Below are 23,107 nucleotides of genomic sequence, written 5' to 3' on the forward strand. Positions count from 1 at the left end.
CGTCAGCGCCCGTCGGGGGCGAGCAGGAAGGCCAGCAGGGCCTTCTGCGCGTGCAACCGGTTCTCGGCCTCGTCCCAGACCGCCGACGACGCGCCGTCGATGACCTCGTCGGTGATCTCGAAGCCGCGGTGCGCGGGCAGGCAGTGCAGCACGATCGCGTCCTGGTTGGCCCGGGCCAGCAGCTCGCGGTTGATCTGGTACGGCCGGAACGGGCCGACCCGATCCAGGCCGTCGTTCTCCTGGCCCATGGACACCCAGGTGTCGGTGACCAGCACGTCGCAGCCGTCGACCGCGGCGTGCGGGTCGGTGATCAGCTCGACGGTGGCCCCGGTCTGGGCGCCGCGCTGCCGGGCGGCGGCCACGAACTCCGGGTGCGGATCGAAGCCGGCCGGGGCGCTGACCCGCACGTGCAGGCCGGCATTGGCGCCGCCCAGCATCAGCGAGTGGGCCATGTTGTTGGCCCCGTCGCCCAGGTAGGTCAGGGTGAGTCCGGCCAACCGGCCCTTGCGTTCGCGGATCGTCTGCAGGTCGGCCAGCACCTGGCAGGGGTGGAACTCGTCGGTCAGCGCGTTGATCACCGGCACCCGGGACACCCCGGCCAGCGCGTCGATCCGGCGCTGGGCGAAGGTGCGGATGGCCACGGCGTCGACGAACCGGGACAGCACCCGGGAGGTGTCCTCGATCGTCTCCTCGCGGCCGAGCTGGCTGGTGCGGCCGTCCACGATCACCGGCTGTCCGCCCAGCTGGGCGATGCCGACCTCGAACGAGAGCCGGGTGCGGGTGGAGTTCTTCTCGAACACCACCGCGATCGCCTTGCCGGCCAACGGTGTGTAGCCGGTGCGGTCCTTCTTGAAGGTGTCGGCGGTGTCCAGCAGAGCGGTCAGCTCGTCCGGGGTGACGTCGTCGTCCCGCAGGTAGTGCCGGACCGGCGCGGTGGTCATTTCTTCTCCTCGGTGGCGGTGTCCAGGATCGCGGGCAGGGCGGCGACGAACGAGTCGGCCTGCTCGGTGGTCAGGGTCAGCGGCGGGGCCAGCCGGATCACGTCCGGGGCCGGGGCATTGACGATGAAGCCGGCGTGCCGGGCGGCCAGCGCGGCGGCCGCGGAGATCGGGGCGGTCAGCACGATCCCCAGCAGCAGGCCCTGGCCGCGCACGTGGTCGATCGCCGGGTGACCCAGCTCTTCCACGGCGGTGGCCAGGTGCTTGCCCAGCGTGCCGACATGGTCGAGCAGGCCCTCGGTCTCGATGGTGCGCAGCACGGCCAGCGCCGCGGCCGCGCACACCGGGTTACCGGCGAAGGTGCTGCCGTGCTGGCCGGGTTGCAGCAACGATGCGGCCTGCCCGTAGCCGATCGCGGCGCCGATCGGCAGCCCCCCGCCGAGCCCCTTGGCCAGCGTGACGATGTCCGGGGTGATGCCCAGCCGCTGGTGGGCCAGCCAGGTCCCGGTCCGGCCGATGCCGGTCTGGACCTCGTCCAGGACCAGCAGCGCGCCGCGGTCGGCGGTGATCCGGCGGGCCGCGACCAGGTAGCCGTCGGGCGCCGGCACCACGCCGGCCTCGCCGAGGATCGGCTCCAGGAACACCGCCGCGGTGTCCTGGTCGACCGCCGCGTCCAGCGCGGCCACGTCGCCGTAGGGCACGAACCGGGCGCCGGGCGGCATCGGTTCGAACGGCGCCCGTTTGGCCGGCTGCCCGGTGATGGACAGCGCGCCCATCGTGCGGCCATGGAACGCGCCCTCGGCGGCGATGATGGTCGGCCGGCCGGTCAGCCGGGCCATCTTGAACGCGGCCTCGTTGGCCTCGGCCCCGGAGTTGGTGAAGATGACCCGGCCGGACTCGCCGGCCCCGCTGATGTCCTGCAGCTTCTCGGCCAGGTCCAGCACGGTCGGGTGGGTGAAGAAGTTGGACACGTGACCCAGGGTGGCGATCTGGGTGCTGACGGCGGCCACGATCGCCGGGTGCGCGTGACCCAGGGCGTTGACCGCGATCCCGCCGAGCAGGTCCAGGTACTGCTGGCCGTCGGCGTCGACGACGACGGCGCCCCGGCCGCTGACCAGCTCGACCGGCGGCGTACCGAAGTTGTTCATCAGGGCGTGCGACCAGCGCTGCCCGGCGGATGCGTTGCTCATGCGTGTTCTTCCAGGTGGGGGAGGACCATCGTGCCGACGCCCTCGGTGGTGACGATCTCCAGCAGGACGGCGTGCGGGACGCGGCCGTCGATGACGTGCGCGGCGGCCACTCCCCCGCGGACGGCGCGCAGGCAGCCCTCCATCTTGGGCACCATGCCCGCCTCCAAACTGGGCAGCAGCGCCTCCAGCGCGTCCGCGCCGATCTTGGACAGCAGCGAGCCGCGGTCCGGCCAGTTGGCGTAGACCCCTTCGACGTCGGTGAGCATGACCAGCTTGGCGGCGTCCAGCGCGACGGCCAGGGCGGCCGCGGCGGTGTCGGCGTTGACGTTGTGCACCACCCCGTCCGCGTCCGGGGCGACCGTGGAGACCACCGGGATGCGGCCGGCGTCGACCAGATCCAGGACCGCGTCCGGGTTGACCGCGACCACGTCGCCGACCAGCCCGACGTCGGTCGGCACCCCGTCGACCAGCACGTCCCGGCGGGCGGCGGTGAACAGGTTGGCGTCCTCGCCGGACATGCCCACGGCCAGCGGGCCGTGCGTGTTGATCAGGTTGACCAGTTCCCGGCCGACCTGACCGACAAGCACCATCCGGACGATGTCCATGGTCTCCGGGGTGGTGACCCGGAAGCCGCCCTTGAACTCGCCCGGCACGCCGAGCCGCTTGAGCATCGCGCTGATCTGCGGGCCGCCGCCGTGCACCACCACCGGGCGCAGGCCGACGGTGCGCAGGAACACCATGTCGGCGGCGAAGGCCTGCTTGAGCGCGTCGTCGGTCATCGCGTTGCCGCCGTACTTGACCACGACGATCTGGCCGGCGAACCGGCGCAGCCAGGGCAGCGCGTCGGCCAGCACCTCGGCCCGCTGCCGGGCGTGCTCGAGCTGGGACAGCTCGCGGGGCTCGAACTCGGTCCGCGTGGTGCTCATGTCGAGTAGGCCGAGTTCTCGTGGACGTAGGCGTGGGACAGGTCGTTGGTCAGCACGGTGGCCGTCTCGGTGCCGGCGTGCAGGTCGATGATCACGTGCGCCTGCCGCCCGGTCAGGTCGACCAGGTCGCGGTCGTCGCCGGTGCCGCCGGCGCGGCAGATCTGCACCCCGTTGAGGGTGACATCGATGGCGTCGGCGTCGAATTCGACGTGCGGGCCGACGGTGCCCACCGCGGCCAGGATCCGGCCCCAGTTCGGGTCCTGCCCGAAGAACGCCGTCTTGACCAGGTTGTTGCGGGCCACCGACCGGCCGACCTCGACCGCCCCGTCCTCGGTGGCCGCGCCGCGCACCTCGATCCGGATTTCCTTGGTCGCGCCCTCGGCGTCGGCCAGCAGCTGCTCGGCCAGGTCGGTGCAGGCCCGGGTGACCGCGGCGGTGAGCTGCTCGGTGCTGGCCTCGGTGCCGGATGCGCCGGAGGCCAGCAGCAGCACGGTGTCGTTGGTGGACATCGCGCCGTCGGAGTCCAGGCGGTCGAAGCTGACCCGGGTGGCCCGGCGCAGGGCGGTGTCCAGGGTGGCGCCGTCTGCGACCGCGTCGGTGGTCAGCACCACCAGCATGGTGGCCAGCCCGGGGGCGAGCATGCCCGCGCCCTTGGCCATCCCGCCGACGGTGAAGCCGGGACCGGGCACGACCACGGTCTTGGGCACCGTGTCGGTGGTCATGATGGCCACCGCGGCCTCCGGCCCACCCTCGGCGGACAGCGCCCGGTGGGCCTCCCCCACCCCGGTCAGCAGCAGATCCATCGGCAGCCGCATCCCGATCAGCCCGGTCGAGGCGACCGCGACCCGGCTGGCCGGCAGGGACAGCACCGAACCGACGTGCTCGGCGGTGGCCACGGTGTCCTGGTAGCCCTCGGCTCCGGTGCAGGCGTTGGCCCCGCCGGAGTTGAGGATGACCGCCGAGAGCTGCGCCCCGGGCCCCTGATCGGCCCCGAACAGCGCCTCGCACCAGCGGACCGGCGCCGCCTTGACCCGGTTGGAGGTGAACACCCCGGCCGCGTCGAACCGCGGGCCGTCGTTGACGACCAGGGCGACGTCGGGCTTGCCGGACTGCTTGAGGCCGGCGGTGACGCCCGCCGCCCGGAACCCCTGCGGGGCAGTACAGGTCACGACGACCTCCCCGACGACCTCGCGGGCTCGGCCGCCCGGGCGCGGTCGTCGTTCCTGAGGATCCGATGGTTCACTCCGCAAGCTCCGCGATGCCGATGGTTCACTCCGCAAGCTCCGTTCACTGTCATGGCGCGACTCCTACGGTGGGCAGGCCCGTCGTCTCCGGCAGGCCGAGCGCGAGGTTGAGGCACTGCACGGCCGCGCCGGCGGTGCCCTTGGTCAGGTTGTCCAGGGCGGCGATGACGATCACGCGACCGGCGTGGGCATCGACGGCGACCTGCAGCAGAACGGTGTTCGCGCCGAGCGTGGACGCGGTCGATGGCCACTGCCCCTCCGGCAGCAGGTGCACGAACGGCTCGTCGCCGTAAGCCTTCTCGTAGGCCGCGCGGACCTCGCCCAGGCTCAGGTCGGCGTCGGCCACGGGGGCGCTCACGGTGGACAGGATGCCGCGGGGCATCGGCACCAGCAGCGGGGTGAAGGACACGGTGACCGGCTGCCCGGCCGCCTTGCTCAGGTTCTGCACCATCTCCGGGGTGTGCCGGTGCCCGCCGCCGACGCCGTAGGCGCTCACCGACCCCATCACCTCGGCGCCGAGCAGGTTGGCCTTGGGCGCCTTGCCCGCGCCCGAGGTACCGGAGGCCGCGACCACCACCACCTCGGGCCGGACCAGGCCGGCGGCCAGGGCCGGGGCCAGCGCCAGCGAGGCGCCGGTCGGGTAGCACCCGGGCACCGCGATCCGGGTTGCGCCACGCAGCTGCTCGCGGGCGCCGGGCAGCTCGGGGATGCCGTAGGGCCAGGTCCCGGGATGCTCCCCGCCGTAGAACTGCTGCCAGGCCGCCGGGTCCTCCAGCCGGTGGTCGGCGCCGCAGTCGATGACCACGGTGTCCGGACCCAGCTGGGCGGCGACCGCGTGCGACTGCCCGTGCGGCAGGGCCAGCACGACCGCGTCATGCCCGGCCAGCACCTCGACGGCGGTCGGCTCGATGACCCGGTCGGCCAGCGGCCGCAGGTGCGGCTGGTGCGCCCCCAGGGTGTCGCCGACGCTGCTGAACGCGGTCACCGCACCGATGCTGACCTGCGGGTGGCCGAGCAGCAGGCGCAGCGCCTCGCCGCCGGCATACCCGCTGGCCCCGGCCACCGCTACGCGGAAAGTCATGGGATCCTCCTTCGGAAGCGTCGACCATACACCAGAATGCATGGTTATCCAGGACGCCCGGCCGACCCCACCGTCGAGTGTGCAGAAACGGCCCCCATTTCCTTTGATAGGGGCCGTTTCTGCACACTCGGGGCGTCAATCGTCCAGCCGGCGGGTGTCGCGCCGCAGCGGATGGTCCGCCGGGACCTGGACCAGCACGATGGGCGTGCCGTCGGGGTCGGCGATCCAGGCCTCGATCAGGCCCCAGGACTCGGTGCGCGGTTCCCGGACGATCGGGATCCCGCGGTCGGCCAGGCGGGCCACCTCGGCGGCCACGTCCCGGACCTGCAACCAGATCGCCGTACCCGCGCGGGCCGGCGCATCCATCTGCCCGGAGATCTCGATCAGCAGCGGGCCGGCGAAGAATACCTGGGCCGGAGCGTCAGGCGGGCCGAACTCGCGGGCCACGGCCAGGCCGAGGTCCTCGCCGTAGAAGCGTCGGGTGGCCGGCGGATCGGCCGGTCGCAGGATGATCCGAGCCGCGAGCACGTCCATGGGCCCGATCCTGCCGCACGGCCGGTCGACCCGGGCTCGGGCCTCAGCTGACGGATCGCAGGAAAGGCACCAGTTGCTCGTCGGGGGTCAGCGAGCCGTGCTGCCCGATCAGCGACAGCGTGTGCGGCCGGGCCGTGCGCGAATCGATCAGGGTGAACGGCTCCCGGCCGGCCACGATGACCTCGCCCAGCCGCGGCCGGACCCGTTCCTCGACCGGGCCGAACCAGCCGGCGTCGATCGCCGCGACCCGGGTGCAGACATGGGCTCGCTCGCCGATCCAGTCGGCCAGCTGCCGGGCCAGGTCCGCCACCCGATCGGCCGGGGTGCCGGGTTCGCAGTAGAGCTGGGCGAAGCGGCCCTCGCCGCCCAGCACCCGGAACCGGGACCACAGGCCGGGCTGGGCGGCCAGGTCGAGCCGCTCGGCATGCGGGACGTCGACCATGCCGTGGTCGGCGGTGATCACCAGCAGCGTGCCCGACGGCAGGCACCGGGACAGCCGGGCCAGCTCCCGGTCCAGCGCCCGGACCGTGCGGCGCCACTGCGCGGACCGCCAGCCGTGCACGTGGCCCACCGAATCCACGTCGGCCCAGTAGAGGTAGACCAGGCCCGGTTCGCGCAACCGGTCGACCGCGGCGTCGACCCGGTCGCGCAGCCGGGTGAGCCCGACGAACGTCGCCCCGCGCAGGGCCGCCTCGGTCAGCCCCGACCCGTAGAACTCCGGGTTGCCGATCTGGGTGACCGGGACGCCGCGAGCGGCCAGCTCCTGGAACACCGTCGGGTGCGGCTGCCAGCGCAGCGGATCGGTGTCCGGATGCCAGCGCAGCTCGTTGAGCAGCTCGCCGCGGTCCGGGTCCATCACCTCGTACCCGACCAGCCCGTGCCGGCCGGGCGGCAGGCCGGTGCCGAAGGAGGCCATCGAGGTGGCGGTGGTGCTGGGCGCGCCGGCCACCAGGCATTGCTCGGGGTCCATCAGCGTGCTCAGGAAGGGGGCGGCCCGCGGGCGTTCGAGCAGCATCCGGTGACCGAGCCCGTCGACGACGACCACGCAGATCCGTTCGGCCGCCGGCAGCGACACGGCGGGCCGGCCCAGGTCGTGGCCGAGCGCGGCGGCCGCACCGGGTAGCAGGGCCCCCAGCGCGCGCTGGTCGTAGCCGGGTACCAGCCAGTCGGCGGTCACCTCGCCCCCGACCGGATCCGGCGTTGCCGGGTCAGGACCGCTGGGCGGCGGCCGCGGTCATCGCCGACAGCGCCTTGGCGAAGGTGATGCCGTCCCGCAGGGCGCCCTCACCCTCGGCGTCCGCACTGATCCGCAGGGACAGATCGTCGGCGGTGATGCTGCCGGTCATTCCGTGGTCGGCCTCGCAATTGGGGTCGCCGCAGGTCGCCGGCTCCAGGTCGATCCGGGCGACCGCGCCCCAGCCGATCGTCACCGTCAGCTCCCGGCCCAGCTTGCCGCGCCGGTACCGCTCCGGCTTGGGCACCACATGGGTCACCATCACCGACCGCACCTGCGACAGGGGCACCGATTCACTGGTCGCGATGCCGTGCGCCTCGTCCACGTGCTCCTCGTCCGGGCTGTGGTCGTCGGCGTGCACGAAGATCAGCCGGCCCGGGGTCAGCACGACGACCGACAGATGCCGCCGGATCGTGTCCATGTCGAAGGTGGTCTCCAGGTGCACGAGGTGGGCGAGCACCTCCTCGCCGGCCAGCGCGACGTCCAGGACGTCGGCGACCAGGTCGGGATAGTAGCCAGCCTTCTCGATCTTGCGGGACAGGTCGGCGGGTTGGGTCAACGGCATAGGCACATCGTGGCACTACCCTGCGTCCCAGCACGAACCGAACCCGCCGCCGGTGGACAACTCCGGTTCACCGCAGCAGACCGCGCACCCACCGGGCCTGCCCGGGCGTCTCCACCGCCCGCCGGTCGTAGACCCGCCGCACCCAGGGCACCGCCGCAGCCGGGTCCAGCCCGTCCAGCACGGCCAGGGCGGCCAACGCGGTGCCGGTGCGGCCGCGGCCGCCCCGGCAGGCGACCTCGACGAGCTGGCCGGCCCGGGTCCGGTCCAGCGCATCGGCCAGGGCGGCGAGCGCGTCGGCCCGATCGGTCGGCAACCGGAAGTCCGGCCAGCGGATCCGGCGGACCGGCCACGGCGGGGCGGGCCCGTCGGCCAGCGCCAGCAGGAAATCGGCCGGATCGGCGGGCCGGTCGCCGATCCGGCGACCGCGCACCCGCAGGCCCGACGGCAGCTCGACCCAGTCGCCGATCACCCGCCGGTCACCCGCCGCCGACCAGCCGGCTCCGCCGCCCCCGGGGTGATGCCTAGCCCCGCAGCACCGCGCCGAGCCGGTCCGTCGCGGCGACCGCCCGGTCGCGGACCGCGGTCGCCTCGGCCGCGGTCAGTGTCCGGTCCGGTGCCCGGACAACCAGGGCGAAGGCCAACGATCGGTGACCGGCCGGCACCTGGTCGCCGCTGTAGACGTCAAACAGCCGCAACGATTCCAGCAACTCGCCGGCTCCGGACCGCAGCGCCTGGGCCACCTCCGCGGCCGGCACCGAGTCCGGCACGACCAGCGCCACGTCCAGGTTGACCGGGGGGAACGCGCTGATCTGCGGGGCGGTCGGGGTCTGCCGCGCCGGCAGCCCGTCCAGGTTGAGCTCCAGGGCGGCCGTCCGCGGCGGCAGGCCCAGGCGTTCGACGACCTTGGGGGCCAACTCGCCGGCGAAGCCGATCGGCCAGTCACCGACCCGGATGCTGGCGCACCGGCCCGGGTGCCAGGGCGCCTGCTCGGCGGCGACCACCCGCACCGTCACACCCGCGGTGGCGGCGATCCGCCGGGCCAGTTCGACCGCGTCGGCCCAGCCCGCCGGCCGGCCCGGTCCCCACCAGCCCGTGCGCTCGCGCGCCCCGGCCAGCACCGCGGCCACGTGCACCGGCTGGTTGGGCAGCGATGCGTCGAGCACGGCCAGCGTCTGCGGGTCCGGACGCCGGTCGACGCCGACCTCCGGCGGGGTCGGCGCGTTGCGCCGGGGCAGGAAGACCGAGCCGATCTCGAACACCGACAGGTCGCGCGAACCCCGGGACATGTTGCGCAGCACCGTGTCCAGCAACCCGGTGAGCAGGGTGGTGGCCATCGCGGGGCGGTCGGCGTCCAGGGGGTTGGCCACCAGCACCATGCTGCGGCGGGCGTCGTCGGCGGGCAGGTCGAGCCGGTCCAGGTCGGCCACGTTCTGGAACGGGAACGAGAGCACCTCGGTCAACCCGGCCGAGGCCAGGTCCGCGGCGATCAACCGTTCCCGGCGTTGGCTCGGGGTCAGCCCGGTCCCCGCCGGCGCCGTCGGCAGCACCGACGGGATGGAGTCGAACCCCTCCAACCGGGCGACCTCCTCGACCAGATCGGCCGGGCGCAGAAGATCCGGCCGCCAGCTGGGGGGTTGCACGGTCAGCTCGGTGCCACCGCCGCCGACCTCGCACCCGAGCTGCTCCAGGCGGCCCACGATCACCGAGCGTTCGTACGGGCGGCCGATGAGCCGCTCCGGTTCGCCGACGGCCAGCTCGACCGCCGGACGCGGGACCGGTTCGCCCCGGACGTCGGACCGGCCGACGACCGTGCCGCCGCCGTAGCGGACCAGCAATTCGGCCGCCCGCTCGGTGGCCACCGCGGCCACGGCAGGATCGACGGACCGCTCGAAGCGGCGGGCGGCCTCGCTCGGCAGCCGGTGCCGGCGCACCGTGCGCATGATCACCGGCGGGTCCCAGTAGGCCCCTTCAATGATGACATTGGTGGTCTGGGCGGAGATCTCGGTGGACTCGCCGCCCATCACGCCGGCCAGCGAGATGGCCCCCGAGGAGTCGGCCACGACCAGGTCGTCGGCGACCAGGGTGCGTTTGGTCCCGTCCAGGGTGACCAGGGACTCGCCCTGGGTGGCCCGTCGCACGGTGATCGGGCCGGCCAGCTTGTCCGCGTCGAACGCGTGCAACGGCTGGCCGAGCTCGACCATCACGTAGTTGGTGACGTCGACGGCCAGCGAGATCGACCGGATGCCGGCGGCGCTGAGCCGGCGCCGCATCCAGTACGGGCTGGGCGCGGTCGGGTCGATGCCCTGCACCCGGACGGTGACGAACCGGCCGCAACCGACCGGATCGGCCAGCGTCACCGGCCAGCCCGGCCCCGAGCGTTCCGGCAGGTCCCGCACACCGGGGTCGGTGAACGGCAGGTCGTAGGCGGCGGCCAGCTCACGGGCCAGCCCGCGGACCGAGAGGGCGTAGCCGCGGTCGGGGGTGATGGCCAGTTCGATGACGGCGTCGTCGGCGCCGATGATCGGTCGCGCGTCGGTGCCGGGCGCCGGGGCGGGCTCGCCGGCCGGGCCGGAACCCGCGTCCGAAGCGGAGGCGAGGACCAGGATCCCGTCGTGCTCCTGGCCCAGACCCAGCTCCCGGTTGGAGCAGATCATCCCGTCGGAGACGTGGCCGTAGGTCTTGCGCGAGGCGATCTGGAAGCCGCCGGGCAGGGTAGTGCCGGGCAGGGCGACCACGACCGAGTCGCCGACGACGAAGTTGGTCGCGCCGCAGATGATCCCGCGGGGCTCGTCGGAGCCGTCCGGGCCGTGGCCGGGTCCGACGTCGACCTGGCAGAACCGGATCGGCTTCTTCAGCCCGGTCAGCTCCTCGATCGAGAGCACCCGGCCGACGACCAGGTCGCCGGTCGTGGGCGGCACCAGGTGCACGTCCTCGACCTCGAAGCCGATCCGGACCAACGTGTCGGCCACCCCGCCGACTCCCCCGTCGACTCCCCCATCGACACCGGCGCCGGCCGGCAGCGTGAGGGCATCACTGAGCCACTCCAGAGACAGGCGCATGACTCAGACCTCCCAGCCGAATGCGGTGGTGAACCGGACGTCACCCTCGACCAGGTCCCGCATGTCCGGAATCTGGTTGCGGAACTGCAGGGTCCGCTCGATGCCCATGCCGAAGGCGAAGCCGCTCCACTCGTTCGGGTCCAGCCCGCAGGCGATCAGCACGTTCGGATCGACCATGCCGCAGCCGCCCCACTCCACCCAGCCCGGACCACCCTTCTTGTCCGGGAAGTAGACGTCCATCTCGGCGCTGGGCTCGGTGAACGGGAAGAACGAGGGCCGCAGCCGGGTCGTCGACTCCGGACCGAACATGGCCCGGGCGAAGTGGTCCAGCGTCCCCTTCAGGTGCGCCATCGACAGGTGACGGTCGATGGCCAGCCCCTCGACCTGGTGGAACACCGGCGTGTGGGTGGCGTCCAGTTCGTCCGAGCGGTACACCCGGCCCGGGCAGACCACGTAGATCGGCGGCTCCCGGTCGAGCATGCTGCGGATCTGCACCGGCGAGGTGTGGGTGCGCAGCACCAGCCCGCTGCCCGTGCCGCCGGGCCCGTCACCGGCGATGTAGAACGAGTCCTGCATGGCCCGCGCCGGATGGTCCTTGGGGAAGTTCAGTGCATCGAAGTTGAACCACTCGGCCTCCAGCTCGGGGCCGGTGGCCACCTCCCAGCCCATGGCCACGAAGACGTCCTCGATCCGGGCCATGATGGTGGAGATCGGGTGACGCGCCCCGGCCGGCTCCCGGTCGTAGGGCAGCGTGACGTCGACGGTCTCCTCGCGCAGGATGCGGGCGTCCCGTTCGGCGATCAGCTCGCTCTCCCGGACGGCGACGGCGTCGGCCACCCGGCGCCGGCTCTGTCCGATGAACTTGCCCGGCGCGGCCCGTTCGGTCTTGGGCAGGTCGGCCAGGGCCCGGTTGGTCAGGGCGAGCGGGCTGCGGTCCCCGGCGTGGGCCAACCGGACGGTCTTGAGCGCGTCCAGGTCGGCGGCCGCGGCGACGGCGGCCAGGGCCGCGGTCACGGCCCGCTCGATCCCGGCCTCGTCGGTCGGGTCCAGGGGCAGGGCGAGTCCCTGATCGGACTGCACCGCGGAGCTGGGCGCGGCCGACGAGGGCGAGGCGGTGGTCATGGGAAACCTTCCGGGCTGGGTCACTGCGGGCGGTGCCGGCCGGTCCTCCGCACCGGAAGGGTCACGACCAAGCAGGCAGTCTACGGACGTTGCCGCCCGCCCCCGGCCGTGCGCCGACCGCGACCTGCGCGGGTCCGCCGGCGCGGGCCGTTCCCGCCGACACCCCCGCGGTCCCACGATCGTGCCGACGCAGGATCCGCGGGGGTGCCCCCGACGGCGCTCACCCGGCCGGCGCCGGCTCCTTGACCGCAGAGTCCGGAGTCCGGATCCGGGCCGGGTAGCGCAGTGATTGCAGGCCGAGTAACTTGGCGCGTTCGTCTTCGGAGCGGCCGCCCCAGACGCCGTAGGGCTCCCGCACGGCCAACGCGTGGGCCAGACACTGCGCGATCACCGGACATGTCCCGCACACCGCCTTGGCCGCCTGAATCCGCGCCCGCCGACCCCGCGCCCGTTCCGCACTCGGATGGAAAAACACCTCCGAATCCATCCCCCGACAGGCGGCCGCCCCCTGCCAATCCCAATGATCCACAATCGGCTCCGGCAAACGCTCGATGTCGGCCAACGATCCGACCTTTCTGTGCATGCGTCCCTGCATGGTCAGTGAACCAGCGAAAATCAGGCCTCGATCGGCTCGATCCGCGGATACTCCGGCTGCCACATCGCGTCATACACCTGCTGCACCGGATTACTCAGCTCCACCCGCGCCAACCCCTCGGCATCGGCCGCCTTCGCCACCGCGATCGCCACCGCCGCCGACGCCGTCCGCAACACCGTCATCGGCGGCAACAAACTCGCCCCCGGCGTGCGCGCATCCGACATCGCCGCCACCGCATCCGCCGCCGCCGCGATCATCCCCTCACTGATCCGCGACGCCTTCGTCACCGCCACCCCCAACCCCAACCCGGGAAACACCAACGCATTGTTCGACTGCGCAATCTGATACGCCACCCCCTTGTAATGCACCGGCTCGAACGGACTACCCGTCGCGGTCAACACCTTCCCGTCCGTCCAATGGATCAGATCCTGCGGCAACGCCTCGGCCTTACTCGTCGGATTCGACAACGGCAAAATGATCGGCCGCGCATTGAACGAAGCCATCTCCCGCACGATCGACTCCGTGAACGCCCCCGCCTGCGTCGACGTCCCGATCAAAATCGTCGGCCGCGCCCGCGACACCACCGTGGCCAACCCGACCCCACCCGCACCCGCCGGCCACCCCGCCACCTCGGCGCGCGAGCGCGCATACGGCACCTGGAAATCCAACAACGACGGATCGTCATCAACCAACAACCCCTGCTTGGCCAACGCATAGAACCGGCCCGTCGCCTCCGCCGGCGACAACCCCTCCCGGATCATCTGATCCCGCAACATGTCCGCGATCCCCAACCCGGCCGTACCCGCCCCATGGATCACGATCCGCTGATCAGCCAACCGCGACCCCGCCGCCCGCACCGCCGAGAACACCGCCGCCAACACCACCGCCGCCGTGCCCTGCATATCATCATTGAACGTGCAACACACCCCCGAATACTTGTTCAGAATCCGGCGGGCGTTCTCCGTCCCGAAATCCTCCCAATGCAACATCGCGTTCGGGAACAACTTGTTACACGCCGTCACATACGCATCGATCAACTCGTCATACCGATGATCCCGCACCCGCGCATGCCGCTCACCCAAATACATCGAATCATTCAACAACCGCAAATTATCGGTACCCATGTCCAACACCACCGGCAACACCCGCCGCGGATGAATCCCCGCCGCCGCCGTATACACCGACAACTTCCCGATCGAGATCTCAATACCACCGATCCCCTGATCACCGATCCCCAAAATCCCCTCGGAATCCGTCGCGACCAACAAATCAACATCATCCGGACCCAAACCAGTGTTCCGCAACGCGGTCTCCACCTGATCCGGATGATCCACCGACAAAAACACACCCCGACTACGCCGGAACTCATGACTGAACCGCTCGATCGCCGTCCCCACCGTCGGCGTATACACCACCGGCAACATCTCCGGCAAATGCTCCGACAACAACCGGTAGAACAACACCTCGTTACGATCCCGCAAATTCGCCAAATACACCCACTTCGCCAAATCCGACGGCTGCTGCAAATACTGCGCCCACACCCGCCGAACCTGACCCTCCAACGTCGACACCCCCGTCGGCAACAACCCCGTCAACTCCAACTGCTCCCGCTGCGCCAACGTGAACGCCGTCCCCCGATTAATCGTCGGCGAGGACAACACCAGGCGACCACGAGCACGCACCCGCGCCACCACCTCCCGCGGTTGATGGACCAGCTCATACGGGGCGACAGCCATTGTCATTGCCTCTCATCAGGGGGAGGGCCGAGGTGGGTCGGCCCGGGTTCGAACGGGTGCGATGAATCGTGGAGTGATCGACGTCAGCATCCCGCCCGGCGCGGCCCGGGTCACGGATAAGTTCATAAAGTCCGGATGTGGTCATCACGAAACCCGCCGCGCACGGGCGCCGAGCCGGACTGGGTAGGCTCTGCCGGCATGTCGTTCCTGTCCCGGCTGACCGACGCGCTCCGGTCCGTCCTCGCCCCGAAACGGACCAGCGCCCCGACCCGGAGCCCGGGCCCCCGGACGCCGGCCAGCCCCCCGGGCCCGGGGCAGTCGCCCGGACAGAGCGGGCCGGCGGCCACCATCGAGGTGGATCCGCAACGGATCGGCCGGGTGCGGATGACCTACGCGCCGGCCCGGGACGGCGCCCCCGACCCCGGTGAGGTGGTCTGGACCTGGGTGCCGTTCGAGGAACGGGACGGGCGCGGCAAGGACCGTCCGGTGCTGGTGGTGGCGGCCGAACCGGAAGGCACCTTCCTGGCCGTGCAGCTGACGTCCAAGGCCCACCAAGGCGCGGACTACGTGCCCATCGGCGCGGGCGCCTGGGACTCGACCGGCCGCCCCTCCTGGGTGAACATCGACCGGGTGTTCCGGGTGCACGCGGCGGGCATGCGACGGGAGACCGCCGGGCTGCCGGCCAAGGCCTACGCAACCGTGGAGGCGCGGCTGCGCCAGCGCTACGGCTGGCGCTGAACCCACCCCGGCCCAGGGCCCGGCCCGGTGCCCCGTTCGGGCGACCGGGCCGGTCGCCTCAGTGCGTCCGGCGGTGCGCGGTGGCGCTCGCGTACAGGCAGACCGCGGCGGCCGCGGCCAGGTTCAGCGACTCGGCCCGGCCGTAGATCGGGATCCGGATCCGCTCGTCGGCCCGGCCGATGATTTCGGCCGGCAGGCCGTGCGCCTCGGAGCCGAACAGCCAGGCCGTCGGCAGGTCGAGGATGCCCTCGGCCTGGGCCGAGCCGAGCTCGACGTCGGCCTGCCCGGTGGAGGCCAGCACCGAGAGCCCGGCGGCGGTGAGCTCGCCGATCAGAGCGGCCGGGTCCCGCGCGGGCACCACCGGCAGGTGGAACACGCTGCCGGCGGAGGCCCGGATCGCCTTGGCGTTCCACGGGTCGGCGGCCTCCCCGGCGACGATGACGCCATCGGCGCCGGCCGCGTCGGCCAGCCGGATCACCGTGCCGGTGTTGCCGGGGTCGCTGGTCTGCACCAGCACCGCGACCAGCTTGGGCGAGCCGGCCAGCAGGTCGGCCACCGAGGTCATCGGCAACGCGCAGCGCACCACCAGGCCCTGCGGGCTGACCGCGTCGCTGAGCGAGGCCGCGGCCCGGTCGGTGACCTGGGTGACCGTGATCCCGGCGGCGTAGGCCCGCCGCACCAACTCGGTGTGCCGGGCGCCGGCCGCGGCGGTCAGGTACAGCTCGAGGACCGCCCCCGGGTTCTCGGCGGCATGGGCGATGGCCTCGGCGACCGCGGGGGCACCCTCGGCCAGGAACTCGCCGGCCTCGACCCGCCGCGAGCGACGCAGCAGCTTGTGCGCGGCCACGATGCGGTTGGACCGCTCGGTGAGCACGGCCTCGTCGGCGGGCGCCGCGTTCTGGTCCCGGACACCGGAACGCCCGGCCGACTGGGCGTCGGCCGGGCGTCGGGAGCGCGGGTCCTGAGTGCTCAGGCTGCGTCCGCAGCGGTCGGGGCCTGAGCGGCGGCCGCAGCGCCGGAGGACTCCAGCGCGTCGTGGGCGACCTTGACCAGGCCGGCGAACGCGGCGATGTCGTTGACGGCCAGCTCGGCCAGCACCTTGCGGTCGACGTCGACCTCGGCGATCTTGAGGCCCTGCATGAACCGGTTGTAGGTCATGCCGTGCGCACGGGCAGCCGCGTTGATGCGGGTGATCCACAGCTTGCGGAAGTCGTTCTTGCGCTTGCGGCGGTCGTTGTAGGCGTAATTCGCCGAATGCAGCGTCTGTTCCTTGGCCTTGCGGTACAGGCGGGACCGCTGGCCGCGGTAGCCGCTGGCGCGCTCAAGGACGACACGGCGCTTCTTCTGGGCGTTGACTGCCCGCTTCACTCTGGACATGGGGGCACCTGGCTTTCTCTATCGGGCCGGTCGGGCGAGGACCGGGAGGAAAATGTCGGGATCCGGGAGCTCGGTCAGATGCCGAGCAGGCGGCGGATGCGGGGGGCGTCGGCGGGCGCGATTTCCTTGGCGCCGTCCATCCGACGGGTCATCTTGGTCGACTTCTTCTCCAGGTTGTGCCGCTTACCGGCCCCGGCGTGGGTCAGCTTGCCGCTGCCGGTGACCTTGATGCGCTTCTTGGTGCCGGAGTGTGTCTTGTTCTTGGGCATCGCTTAGTACTCACATTCCACTGTCGTGGCGACCCGCGGTGGGTGGATCGCCTGCGTCTTCATTGCGTGCTGGTCCTACTGGGCGCAGGCTCCACCGCCGGATCGGCCGGACTGGAGCACCGAGCCGACCCGTACCGGATCGTGACGGCCGCGGGCCGACGGGGCGGGCTCGATCAGACCTCGACCGAGTTACCCTCCGGCCGCGTTCAGGATGCGGCCGCCGGCTGTCCCTGGCGGGGTCGTACCTGCTTGTGGGGGGCCAGAACCATGATCATGTTGCGCCCGTCCTGCTTGGGCGCGCTCTCCACGAATCCCAGCTCGGCGACATCGGCGGACAGCCGCTGCAGCAGACGGAACCCGAGTTCCGGACGGGACTGCTCCCGACCGCGGAACATGATCGTGACCTTGACCTTGTCCCCGGCCTTGAGGAACCGCACGACGTGACCCTTCTTGGTCTCGTAGTCGTGCGAATCGATCTTCGGCCGAAGCTTCATTTCCTTGATAACCGTCAGGACCTGGTTCCGGCGGGCCTCACGGGCCTTCTGCGCGCTCTCGTACTTGAACTTGCCGTAGTCCATGAGCTTGCAGACCGGAGGCCGGGCGTCCGGGGCAACCTCGACCAGGTCGAGGTCGGCCTCCTGCGCCATGCGCAGTGCCTCGCCGATCGGCACGATGCCGACCTGCTCCCCCTCCGACCCGACGAGACGTACCTCGGGAACGCGGATCCTGTCGTTGATGCGTGGCTCGACGCTGATTGAGTCCTCCTGCAGACGGTTGATTCCTCGTGCCGCGACCCCGCCCACCGGTCCCATCCGGTGTCGGCGGTGACACACGAAAAAAGGGCCCGGCGCGAAACGCGCAGAGCCCTCACCCCGGATCCCGGACGACATGAGGCCACCCGTCGCACGACCCCGATATCGAGGCGTGCGGCACCGACCTGACGATCGGCGGACCGGTACCCGACCGCCGGAGGCAGTTCGGGTGGGAGTGGGGACTCCACTTGCTTCCCCCGCGTGAACGGAGGCTGGTCGCACATGACAGCGTACACGGTGTGAGTACACCTGATCGACCAGTGCCGACCCGCGAGCTTATCGACGTCCCCGCCGTGGAGGTGATCAGCCGGGCCGCGGTCATGCTGATGAGCGCCGCGGCCGAGCAACTCGGGCTGGGCGCCGACGACCCCGAGCACCCCGACCACCGCGACCTGGGCGAGGCCCGCATCCTGATCACCGCGTTGGCCGGCCTGATCAAGGCGTCCACCCCGGACCTGGGCCCGCACGCCGCCGCGTTCCGGGACGGCCTGGCCGGCCTGCAGGGCGCCTTCCGCGAGTACTCGATCGAGCCCGACGCACCCGGCCAGGGCCCGGGCGAGCGGTAGTCGATCGACGCCGGCGCGGGTGGCGGGCTGCGGCCCCGGGCCGGTCGGTTCAGCTGATCCCGGCGGCGGCCATCACCGCCCGCTTGGTCAGCACCCGGGCCAGGTGTTCGCGGTAGTCGGCTTGGGCGTGCAGCTCACTGGTCGGGCTGGTGCCCTCGGCGGCGTGCCGGGCGGCCCCGCCCACGGCGTCCGCGGCGGCGGTGGCGCCGGCGAGGGCGGCTTCGGTGGCCGCGGCTCGCAGCGGGGTCGGGCCCATGTTGGTGAGCCCGATCCGGGCTTGCGCGATGGATCCGTTCGATCGTTGCACCGCCGCGGCCACGCCGACCATCGCCCAGGACTGAGCGGTCCGGTTGAACTTCTCGTAATGGAAGCCCCATCCGGCGTCGGTGTCGAGCTTGGGCACCCGGACCGCGACCAGCACCTCGTCCCACTCCAGGGCGGTGGTGAAATAGTCGACGAAGAACTCCGCGGCCGGGATCTCCCGCCGTCCGGCGGGGCCGGCGGCGACCATGGTGGCGTCCAGGGCCAGGGCCACCGAGGGCAGGTCCCCGGCCGGGTCGGCGTGCGCGAGTGACCCGCCGAAGGTGCCCCGGTGCCGGATCTGCGGGTCGGCCACCGTGGCCGTCGCGGCGGCCAGCAGCCCGGCATGCCGCCGGACGAGCGGGTCGTGCATGACGTCGTGGTGGGTGGTGGCCGCCCCGATCAGCAGGGACGACCCTTCGTCGGACACTCCGCGCATCGCCTCGATGCGGCTGCAGTCGACCAGCACTGTCGGGGCGGCCAACCGCACCCGCAGCAGGGGCAGCAACGACTGCCCACCGGTGATCACCTTGGCGTCGTCACCGGCCTCCGCCAGCGCGGCCACCGCCTCGTCCACGGAAGCGGGGCGGACGTAGTCGAAACTGGCCGGGATCATTCGGCCCCTCCCTCGGTCGCCGCCTGCAGCGCCCGCCACACCGTCTGCGGGGTGCAGGGCATCGTCACATCGGCCACGCCCAGGTGCCGGATGGCGTCGATCACCGCGTTGACCACGGCCGGGGTGGACGCGATCGTGCCGGCCTCCCCCACCCCCTTGGTGCCCAAGGGATGCGTCGTGGACGGGGTGACGGTCCGGTCGGTGACGTACTCGGGCACGTCGACCGCAGTCGGCAGCAGGTAGTCGGCCAACGACGCGGTGACCAGGTTGCCGTCCTCGTCGTAGGCGGCACCCTCCCACATCGCCTGGGCGATGCCCTGGGCCAGGCCACCGTGGATCTGTCCCTCGACGATCATCGGGTTGACCTGCACCCCGACGTCGTCGACGGCCACGTACTTGCGGATGGTCGCCTTGCCGGTCTCGGTGTCGACCTCCATCGCGCACAGGTGGGTGCCGTGCGGGAAGGAGAACGCCTCCGGGTCGATGGTCGAGGCGCCGAACAGGGTCGGCTCGATCCCGTCGGGCAGGTTGTGTGCGGTGAACGCCTCCCAGGCCGCGGCCTGGATGGTCTTGGCCTGCTCGGGGTCGCCCTTGACCTTGAACGAGCCGTCGACGAATTCCAGGTCGTCGGCCGAGACCTCCAGCATGTGCGCGGCGATCAGCCGGGCCTTGGCCACGACGGAGTCGGCCGCGGCCAGGATGGCGCGGCCACCGACCGCGAGCGACCGGGACCCGTAGGTGTCCATGCCGTACGGCGCCATCCCGGTGTCGCTGAAGATCACCGTGATGTCGTCGACGGCCACCCCGAGCGCGTCGGCCGCGATCTGGCTCCAGGCGGTGGCGTGGCCCTGGCCGTGCGGCGAGGTGCCGGTGACCAGTTCGACGGTGCCGGTGGGCAGCACCCGGATCGTGCAGTGCTCCCAGCCGCCGGCCGCGTACTTGAGCGAGCCGAGCACCTTCGACGGGGCCAGGCCGCACATCTCGGTGAAGGTGGAGATGCCAAGGCCCAGCTGCACCGGATCGCCGGACTCGCGCCGCCGCTGCTGCTCGGCCCGCAGGCCGTCGTAGTCGAACAGCTCCATCGCCCGGTCGGTGGCCGCCTCGTAGTTGCCGCTGTCGTAAGTCAGCCCGGAGATGGTGTCGAACGGGAACTCCTCGTGGGTGATCCAGTTCTGCCGGCGCAGGTCCATCGGGTCGCGGCCGAGTTCAGCGGCCAGCTCGTCCATCATCCGTTCGATGCCGAAGGTGGCCTCGGGCCGGCCGGCGCCCCGGTAGGCGTCGGTCGGAGTGGTCGTGGTGAACACCCCGGTACAGCCGAACTCGTAGGCGTCCATCTTGTAGATCGAGTTGAACATGAACTGGCCGAGCAGCGGGATGCCCGGGGTGATGATCTGCAGGTAGGCACCCATGTTGGCGATCAGGTCGACCTTCATGCCCAGCAGGGTGCCGTCGGCCTTGGCGGCCAGCTCCAGGTACTGGATCTGGTCACGACCGTGATGGGTGGCCACCATGTTCTCGGTGCGGGTCTCGGTCCACTTGACCGGCCGGCCGAGCTTGTTGGCGATCACCGTGCACAGCTGTTCCTCGCGGTACATCTGCAGCTTGGCGCCGAAGCCGCCGCCGACGTCGGGGGCGATGACCCGCAGCTTGTTCTCCGGGATCCCGGTGGTCAGGGCCAGCAGCAGCCGCAACACGTGCGGGATCTGGGTGGCCGACCAGACGGTGATGTCGCCGACGTTGCCCATCGGCGCGGCGACCACGGCCCGCGGCTCCATGGCCGAGGGAATGAGCCGCTGGTTGACGAACCGCCGTTTGACCACCACGTCGGCCTCGGCGGCCGCTTTGGCGTAGTCGCCGCACGGGTAGCTCATGCTGTAGCACTTGTTGGTGCCCTTGTCGGCGTGCACCAGCGGGGCGCCGTCGGCCAGCGCGGCCTCCATGTCGATGACGGCCGGCAGCGGTTCGTAGTCGACCTCGACGGCCTCGGCCGCGTCGGCGGCCAGGTACCGCTCGGTGGCCAGCACCACGGCCACGCAGTCACCTCCATGGCGGACCTCGTCGATGGCCAGCGCCGGGAACTCCGGCATGACGATGTCGTCGACGACCGGCCAGACGCAGATGACCTTGGGGTTGGCCTCGCCCAGGTCGGCGGCCGAATAGGCGGCGACGACCCCGGGCATGGCCAGCGCCCCGGACAGGTCGACCCGGGTGATCTTGGCGTGGGCGTGCGGGCTGCGCACGAACACCATGTGCAGGGCGCCGGGCAGCTGGATGTTGTCGGTCCAATTGGTGTTGCCGGTCAGCAGCCGGGCGTCCTCCTTGCGCCGGACGGACTGACCGACGGCGGGGGTGCTGGCGACGGGGCGGTCGGCGAGTTCGGTCACTTGCCCGCCTCCTGGATCAGATCGGCGGCGTGCCGCACCGACTTGACGATGTTCTGGTAACCGGTACAGCGACAGATATTGCCCTCCAAGCCCTCCCGGATCTCCGAGTCGCTCGGGTCGGGATTCGCGGCGAGCAGGTCGACCGCCGAGAGGACCATGCCCGGCGTGCAGTACCCACATTGCAGACCGTGACATTCCTTGAACGCGGTCTGCACCGGATGCCAGGAGCCGTTGGCCAGACCCTGGATGGTGGTGATCGTGGCGCCGTCGGCCTGGACGGCCAGCACGCTGCACGACTTGACGCTGCGGCCGTCCAGCAGGACCGTGCAGGCCCCGCAGTTGGAGGTGTCGCAACCGATGGGAGTGCCGACCAGGCCGAGCTTTTCACGCAGATAGTGGACCAGCAGCAGGCGCGGCTCCACCTCGTCGCTACGCCCGATCCCGTCCACGTTGACGTTGATCCGAGACATGCAGTTGACCACCGATCAGTTCCCGGTCCCGTTGCGGGGTCGGGACCGCCGATGCAACGGACGGTAGGCCGAAAGTGTGGGCCTCGCCGGGTCGAATCGGACACTGCGCTTCTGGACCGATTCCGATCAACGGACGCGTCGACGATCAGTGAGCGGTCCGGTACGGGCGGTCAGAGCGGGGTCAGCCCCCCTGGCGGCGAGCCTGCTTCTCGGCCTTGGCCCGCAGATCCCGGCGGTGCGCGGCCGCCTTCTCCAGATCGATCTTCTCCAGCCGGCCCAGCGGCCGGGCGTAGGCGGCCTCGTCGACCTCGATCGTCATCGGGCGGGGCCGGCTCTGCGGGGGCGCGAACCGGTCGTGCAGTGCACGGACCTGCTCCAGGGCGCGGACCGCCCGGGCCCGATCGAGCGCCTGGATGGCCATCACCGGGTGGGTCTCGTCGTCCGGGAGCAGCAGCTGGGCCCAGGGCGCATTCGGCGGATAGGCCACCCGGATGACCAGCTCCCAGGCGAAGAACTGCTCGCCGAGCACGTTGCGCACCCACAGCCCGTCCTCGGTCACCCGCAACCGCGGCCGGGCGGCCGTCATGATCGCCGCGGCCAGCACCAGCCCGACCCCGATCAGGCCGATCTGGTCGAAGGCCCGGAACGAGACGCCCTCGTCCACATCCTTGAGCAACAGGCCCGCCACCACCGACACCGCGACCACGACGAACGCGGCGATCCCGGCCAGGATGCTGATCTTGCGCGGGCGGACCTGGAACAGCACCGGCCGGGACCGGTCCGGTGCCGGATCGGGGTCGGGCAACGCCCCACCGGGCTCGGTCATCGCGCTCCGGCGGTCGGGGCGAAGCCCATCCGTCCGCCGGCCCCGCGCAGCTGCCGCAGGACCAGGGCGGTGGCCAGCGCGGCGGACATGGACTCGGCGCCCTTGTCCTCCTTGGCACCCGGCCCACCGGCCCGGTCGATGGCCTGCTCGACCGTGTTGCAGGTCAGCACCCCGTTGCCGACCGGCACCCCGGAGTCCAACGCGACCCGGGTCAGCCCGGCCGTCACCGAGTCGCAGACGTACTCGAAATGCGGGGTGCCGCCACGGATCACGACGCCGAGTGCGCAGACCGCGTCGTGCCCGGTGGCCAACGCCTGGGCGACCACCGGGATCTCGATGCACCCGGGCACCCGCACCACGGTGGGCGTGGTCGCGCCGGCCTGGGTGGCCAGCCACACCGCCCGCTCCAGCAGGGTGTCGGTGATGTCCCCGTGCCAGGACGTCGCCACCACGCCGACCCGCAGCCCACGGGCGTCCGGGATCTCCAGTTTCGGTCGTCCGTCGCCGCTCATGCCCTACTCCCGT

Annotated in this window: 24 protein-coding genes; 2 read left to right on the plus strand and 22 right to left on the minus strand. The window is 71.7% G+C overall.

The window, feature by feature from the left end:
• Nucleotides 1–2: 2 nt before the first annotated feature.
• The 13 genes from argF to NAMU_RS20530 form a co-directional block, all read right to left on the minus strand.
• The gene (gene argF, locus NAMU_RS20470; RefSeq protein WP_015749241.1) at nt 3–941 is read right to left on the minus strand and encodes an ornithine carbamoyltransferase; all 939 of its coding nucleotides are present in this window, start codon (nt 939–941) and stop codon (nt 3–5) included.
• The gene (locus NAMU_RS20475) at nt 938–2,128 is read right to left on the minus strand and encodes an acetylornithine transaminase (RefSeq protein ID WP_015749242.1); all 1,191 of its coding nucleotides are present in this window, start codon (nt 2,126–2,128) and stop codon (nt 938–940) included. Before NAMU_RS20475 ends, argF begins: the two co-directional genes overlap by 4 nt.
• The gene (gene argB / locus NAMU_RS20480) at nt 2,125–3,054 is read right to left on the minus strand and encodes an acetylglutamate kinase (RefSeq protein ID WP_015749243.1); all 930 of its coding nucleotides are present in this window, start codon (nt 3,052–3,054) and stop codon (nt 2,125–2,127) included. Before argB ends, NAMU_RS20475 begins: the two co-directional genes overlap by 4 nt.
• Nucleotides 3,051–4,223: a bifunctional glutamate N-acetyltransferase/amino-acid acetyltransferase ArgJ gene (gene argJ / locus NAMU_RS20485; RefSeq protein WP_015749244.1), complete on the minus strand. Its 1,173-nt coding sequence runs from the start codon at nt 4,221–4,223 to the stop codon at nt 3,051–3,053. Before argJ ends, argB begins: the two co-directional genes overlap by 4 nt.
• A 124-nt stretch (nt 4,224–4,347) precedes the next feature.
• Nucleotides 4,348–5,379, minus strand: coding sequence for an N-acetyl-gamma-glutamyl-phosphate reductase (gene argC / locus NAMU_RS20490; RefSeq protein ID WP_015749245.1), 1,032 nt, complete (start codon nt 5,377–5,379; stop codon nt 4,348–4,350).
• 135 nt (nt 5,380–5,514) lie between these two features.
• Nucleotides 5,515–5,913 (minus strand): VOC family protein, encoded by a 399-nt coding sequence (locus NAMU_RS20495; RefSeq protein ID WP_015749246.1) that lies wholly within the window; start codon nt 5,911–5,913, stop codon nt 5,515–5,517.
• 43 nt (nt 5,914–5,956) lie between these two features.
• Nucleotides 5,957–7,090 carry an alkaline phosphatase family protein gene (locus tag NAMU_RS20500; RefSeq protein WP_015749247.1) on the minus strand — a complete coding sequence of 378 codons (1,134 nt, stop codon included), beginning with the start codon at nt 7,088–7,090 and terminating at the stop codon, nt 5,957–5,959.
• A 31-nt stretch (nt 7,091–7,121) separates the two neighbouring features.
• Nucleotides 7,122–7,712: a DUF5998 family protein gene (locus NAMU_RS20505; protein ID WP_015749248.1), complete on the minus strand. Its 591-nt coding sequence runs from the start codon at nt 7,710–7,712 to the stop codon at nt 7,122–7,124.
• 67 nt (nt 7,713–7,779) lie between these two features.
• Nucleotides 7,780–8,178 (minus strand): protein-tyrosine phosphatase family protein, encoded by a 399-nt coding sequence (locus tag NAMU_RS20510; protein WP_456152560.1) that lies wholly within the window; start codon nt 8,176–8,178, stop codon nt 7,780–7,782.
• Nucleotides 8,179–8,233: 55 nt separating this feature from the next.
• A complete protein-coding gene (gene pheT / locus NAMU_RS20515) occupies nt 8,234–10,771 on the minus strand; it encodes a phenylalanine--tRNA ligase subunit beta (RefSeq protein WP_015749250.1) in 2,538 nt (845 codons plus the stop codon).
• Nucleotides 10,772–10,774: 3 nt separating this feature from the next.
• Complete coding sequence (gene pheS / locus NAMU_RS20520) at nt 10,775–11,893, minus strand: phenylalanine--tRNA ligase subunit alpha (protein ID WP_015749251.1); 1,119 nt, start codon at nt 11,891–11,893, stop codon at nt 10,775–10,777.
• Between the two features lie 220 nt (nt 11,894–12,113).
• Nucleotides 12,114–12,455 carry a WhiB family transcriptional regulator gene (locus NAMU_RS20525; RefSeq protein ID WP_015749252.1) on the minus strand — a complete coding sequence of 114 codons (342 nt, stop codon included), beginning with the start codon at nt 12,453–12,455 and terminating at the stop codon, nt 12,114–12,116.
• 53 nt (nt 12,456–12,508) lie between these two features.
• Entirely contained in the window at nt 12,509–14,224 is a 1,716-nt protein-coding gene (locus tag NAMU_RS20530) for an NAD-dependent malic enzyme (protein ID WP_015749253.1), read from the minus strand.
• Between the two features lie 198 nt (nt 14,225–14,422).
• Here NAMU_RS20530 and NAMU_RS20535 point away from each other — a divergent pair, with 198 nt between their 5' ends.
• Entirely contained in the window at nt 14,423–14,962 is a 540-nt protein-coding gene (locus NAMU_RS20535) for a type II toxin-antitoxin system PemK/MazF family toxin (RefSeq protein WP_015749254.1), read from the plus strand.
• Between the two features lie 58 nt (nt 14,963–15,020).
• Here NAMU_RS20535 and NAMU_RS20540 read toward each other — a convergent pair whose 3' ends face one another.
• The 4 genes from NAMU_RS20540 to infC form a co-directional block, all read right to left on the minus strand.
• Entirely contained in the window at nt 15,021–15,836 is an 816-nt protein-coding gene (locus NAMU_RS20540; protein ID WP_015749255.1) for a TrmH family RNA methyltransferase, read from the minus strand.
• Nucleotides 15,837–15,931: 95 nt separating this feature from the next.
• Nucleotides 15,932–16,339: a 50S ribosomal protein L20 gene (rplT, locus tag NAMU_RS20545; RefSeq protein WP_015749256.1), complete on the minus strand. Its 408-nt coding sequence runs from the start codon at nt 16,337–16,339 to the stop codon at nt 15,932–15,934.
• Between the two features lie 74 nt (nt 16,340–16,413).
• On the minus strand, nt 16,414–16,608 hold the full coding sequence (gene rpmI / locus NAMU_RS20550) for a 50S ribosomal protein L35 (RefSeq protein ID WP_015749257.1): 195 nt from the start codon (nt 16,606–16,608) through the stop codon (nt 16,414–16,416).
• Between the two features lie 206 nt (nt 16,609–16,814).
• Nucleotides 16,815–17,411 carry a translation initiation factor IF-3 gene (gene infC / locus NAMU_RS20555; protein WP_322785878.1) on the minus strand — a complete coding sequence of 199 codons (597 nt, stop codon included), beginning with the start codon at nt 17,409–17,411 and terminating at the stop codon, nt 16,815–16,817.
• A gap of 248 nt (nt 17,412–17,659) precedes the next feature.
• Between infC and NAMU_RS20560 the strand changes: the two genes are divergently transcribed.
• A complete protein-coding gene (locus NAMU_RS20560) occupies nt 17,660–17,986 on the plus strand; it encodes a DUF1844 domain-containing protein (RefSeq protein ID WP_041369222.1) in 327 nt (108 codons plus the stop codon).
• Nucleotides 17,987–18,035: 49 nt separating this feature from the next.
• Here the strand turns inward: NAMU_RS20560 and NAMU_RS20565 are convergent, their stop codons facing one another.
• The 5 genes from NAMU_RS20565 to ribH form a co-directional block, all read right to left on the minus strand.
• The gene (locus tag NAMU_RS20565) at nt 18,036–18,902 is read right to left on the minus strand and encodes an FAD binding domain-containing protein (protein ID WP_015749260.1); all 867 of its coding nucleotides are present in this window, start codon (nt 18,900–18,902) and stop codon (nt 18,036–18,038) included.
• Complete coding sequence (locus NAMU_RS20570) at nt 18,899–21,286, minus strand: xanthine dehydrogenase family protein molybdopterin-binding subunit (protein ID WP_015749261.1); 2,388 nt, start codon at nt 21,284–21,286, stop codon at nt 18,899–18,901. Before NAMU_RS20570 ends, NAMU_RS20565 begins: the two co-directional genes overlap by 4 nt.
• Nucleotides 21,283–21,756: a (2Fe-2S)-binding protein gene (locus tag NAMU_RS20575; RefSeq protein ID WP_015749262.1), complete on the minus strand. Its 474-nt coding sequence runs from the start codon at nt 21,754–21,756 to the stop codon at nt 21,283–21,285. The genes NAMU_RS20570 and NAMU_RS20575 overlap by 4 nt, the downstream gene beginning before the upstream one ends.
• A 181-nt stretch (nt 21,757–21,937) precedes the next feature.
• Nucleotides 21,938–22,582, minus strand: coding sequence for a PH domain-containing protein (locus NAMU_RS20580; RefSeq protein WP_015749263.1), 645 nt, complete (start codon nt 22,580–22,582; stop codon nt 21,938–21,940).
• Nucleotides 22,579–23,094, minus strand: a complete 516-nt coding sequence (gene ribH / locus NAMU_RS20585) for a 6,7-dimethyl-8-ribityllumazine synthase (RefSeq protein WP_015749264.1) — start codon at nt 23,092–23,094, stop codon at nt 22,579–22,581. Before ribH ends, NAMU_RS20580 begins: the two co-directional genes overlap by 4 nt.
• Nucleotides 23,095–23,107: the final 13 nt, after the last annotated feature.

The organism is Nakamurella multipartita DSM 44233 (assembly GCF_000024365.1).
GTDB lineage: Bacteria > Actinomycetota > Actinomycetes > Mycobacteriales > Nakamurellaceae > Nakamurella > Nakamurella multipartita.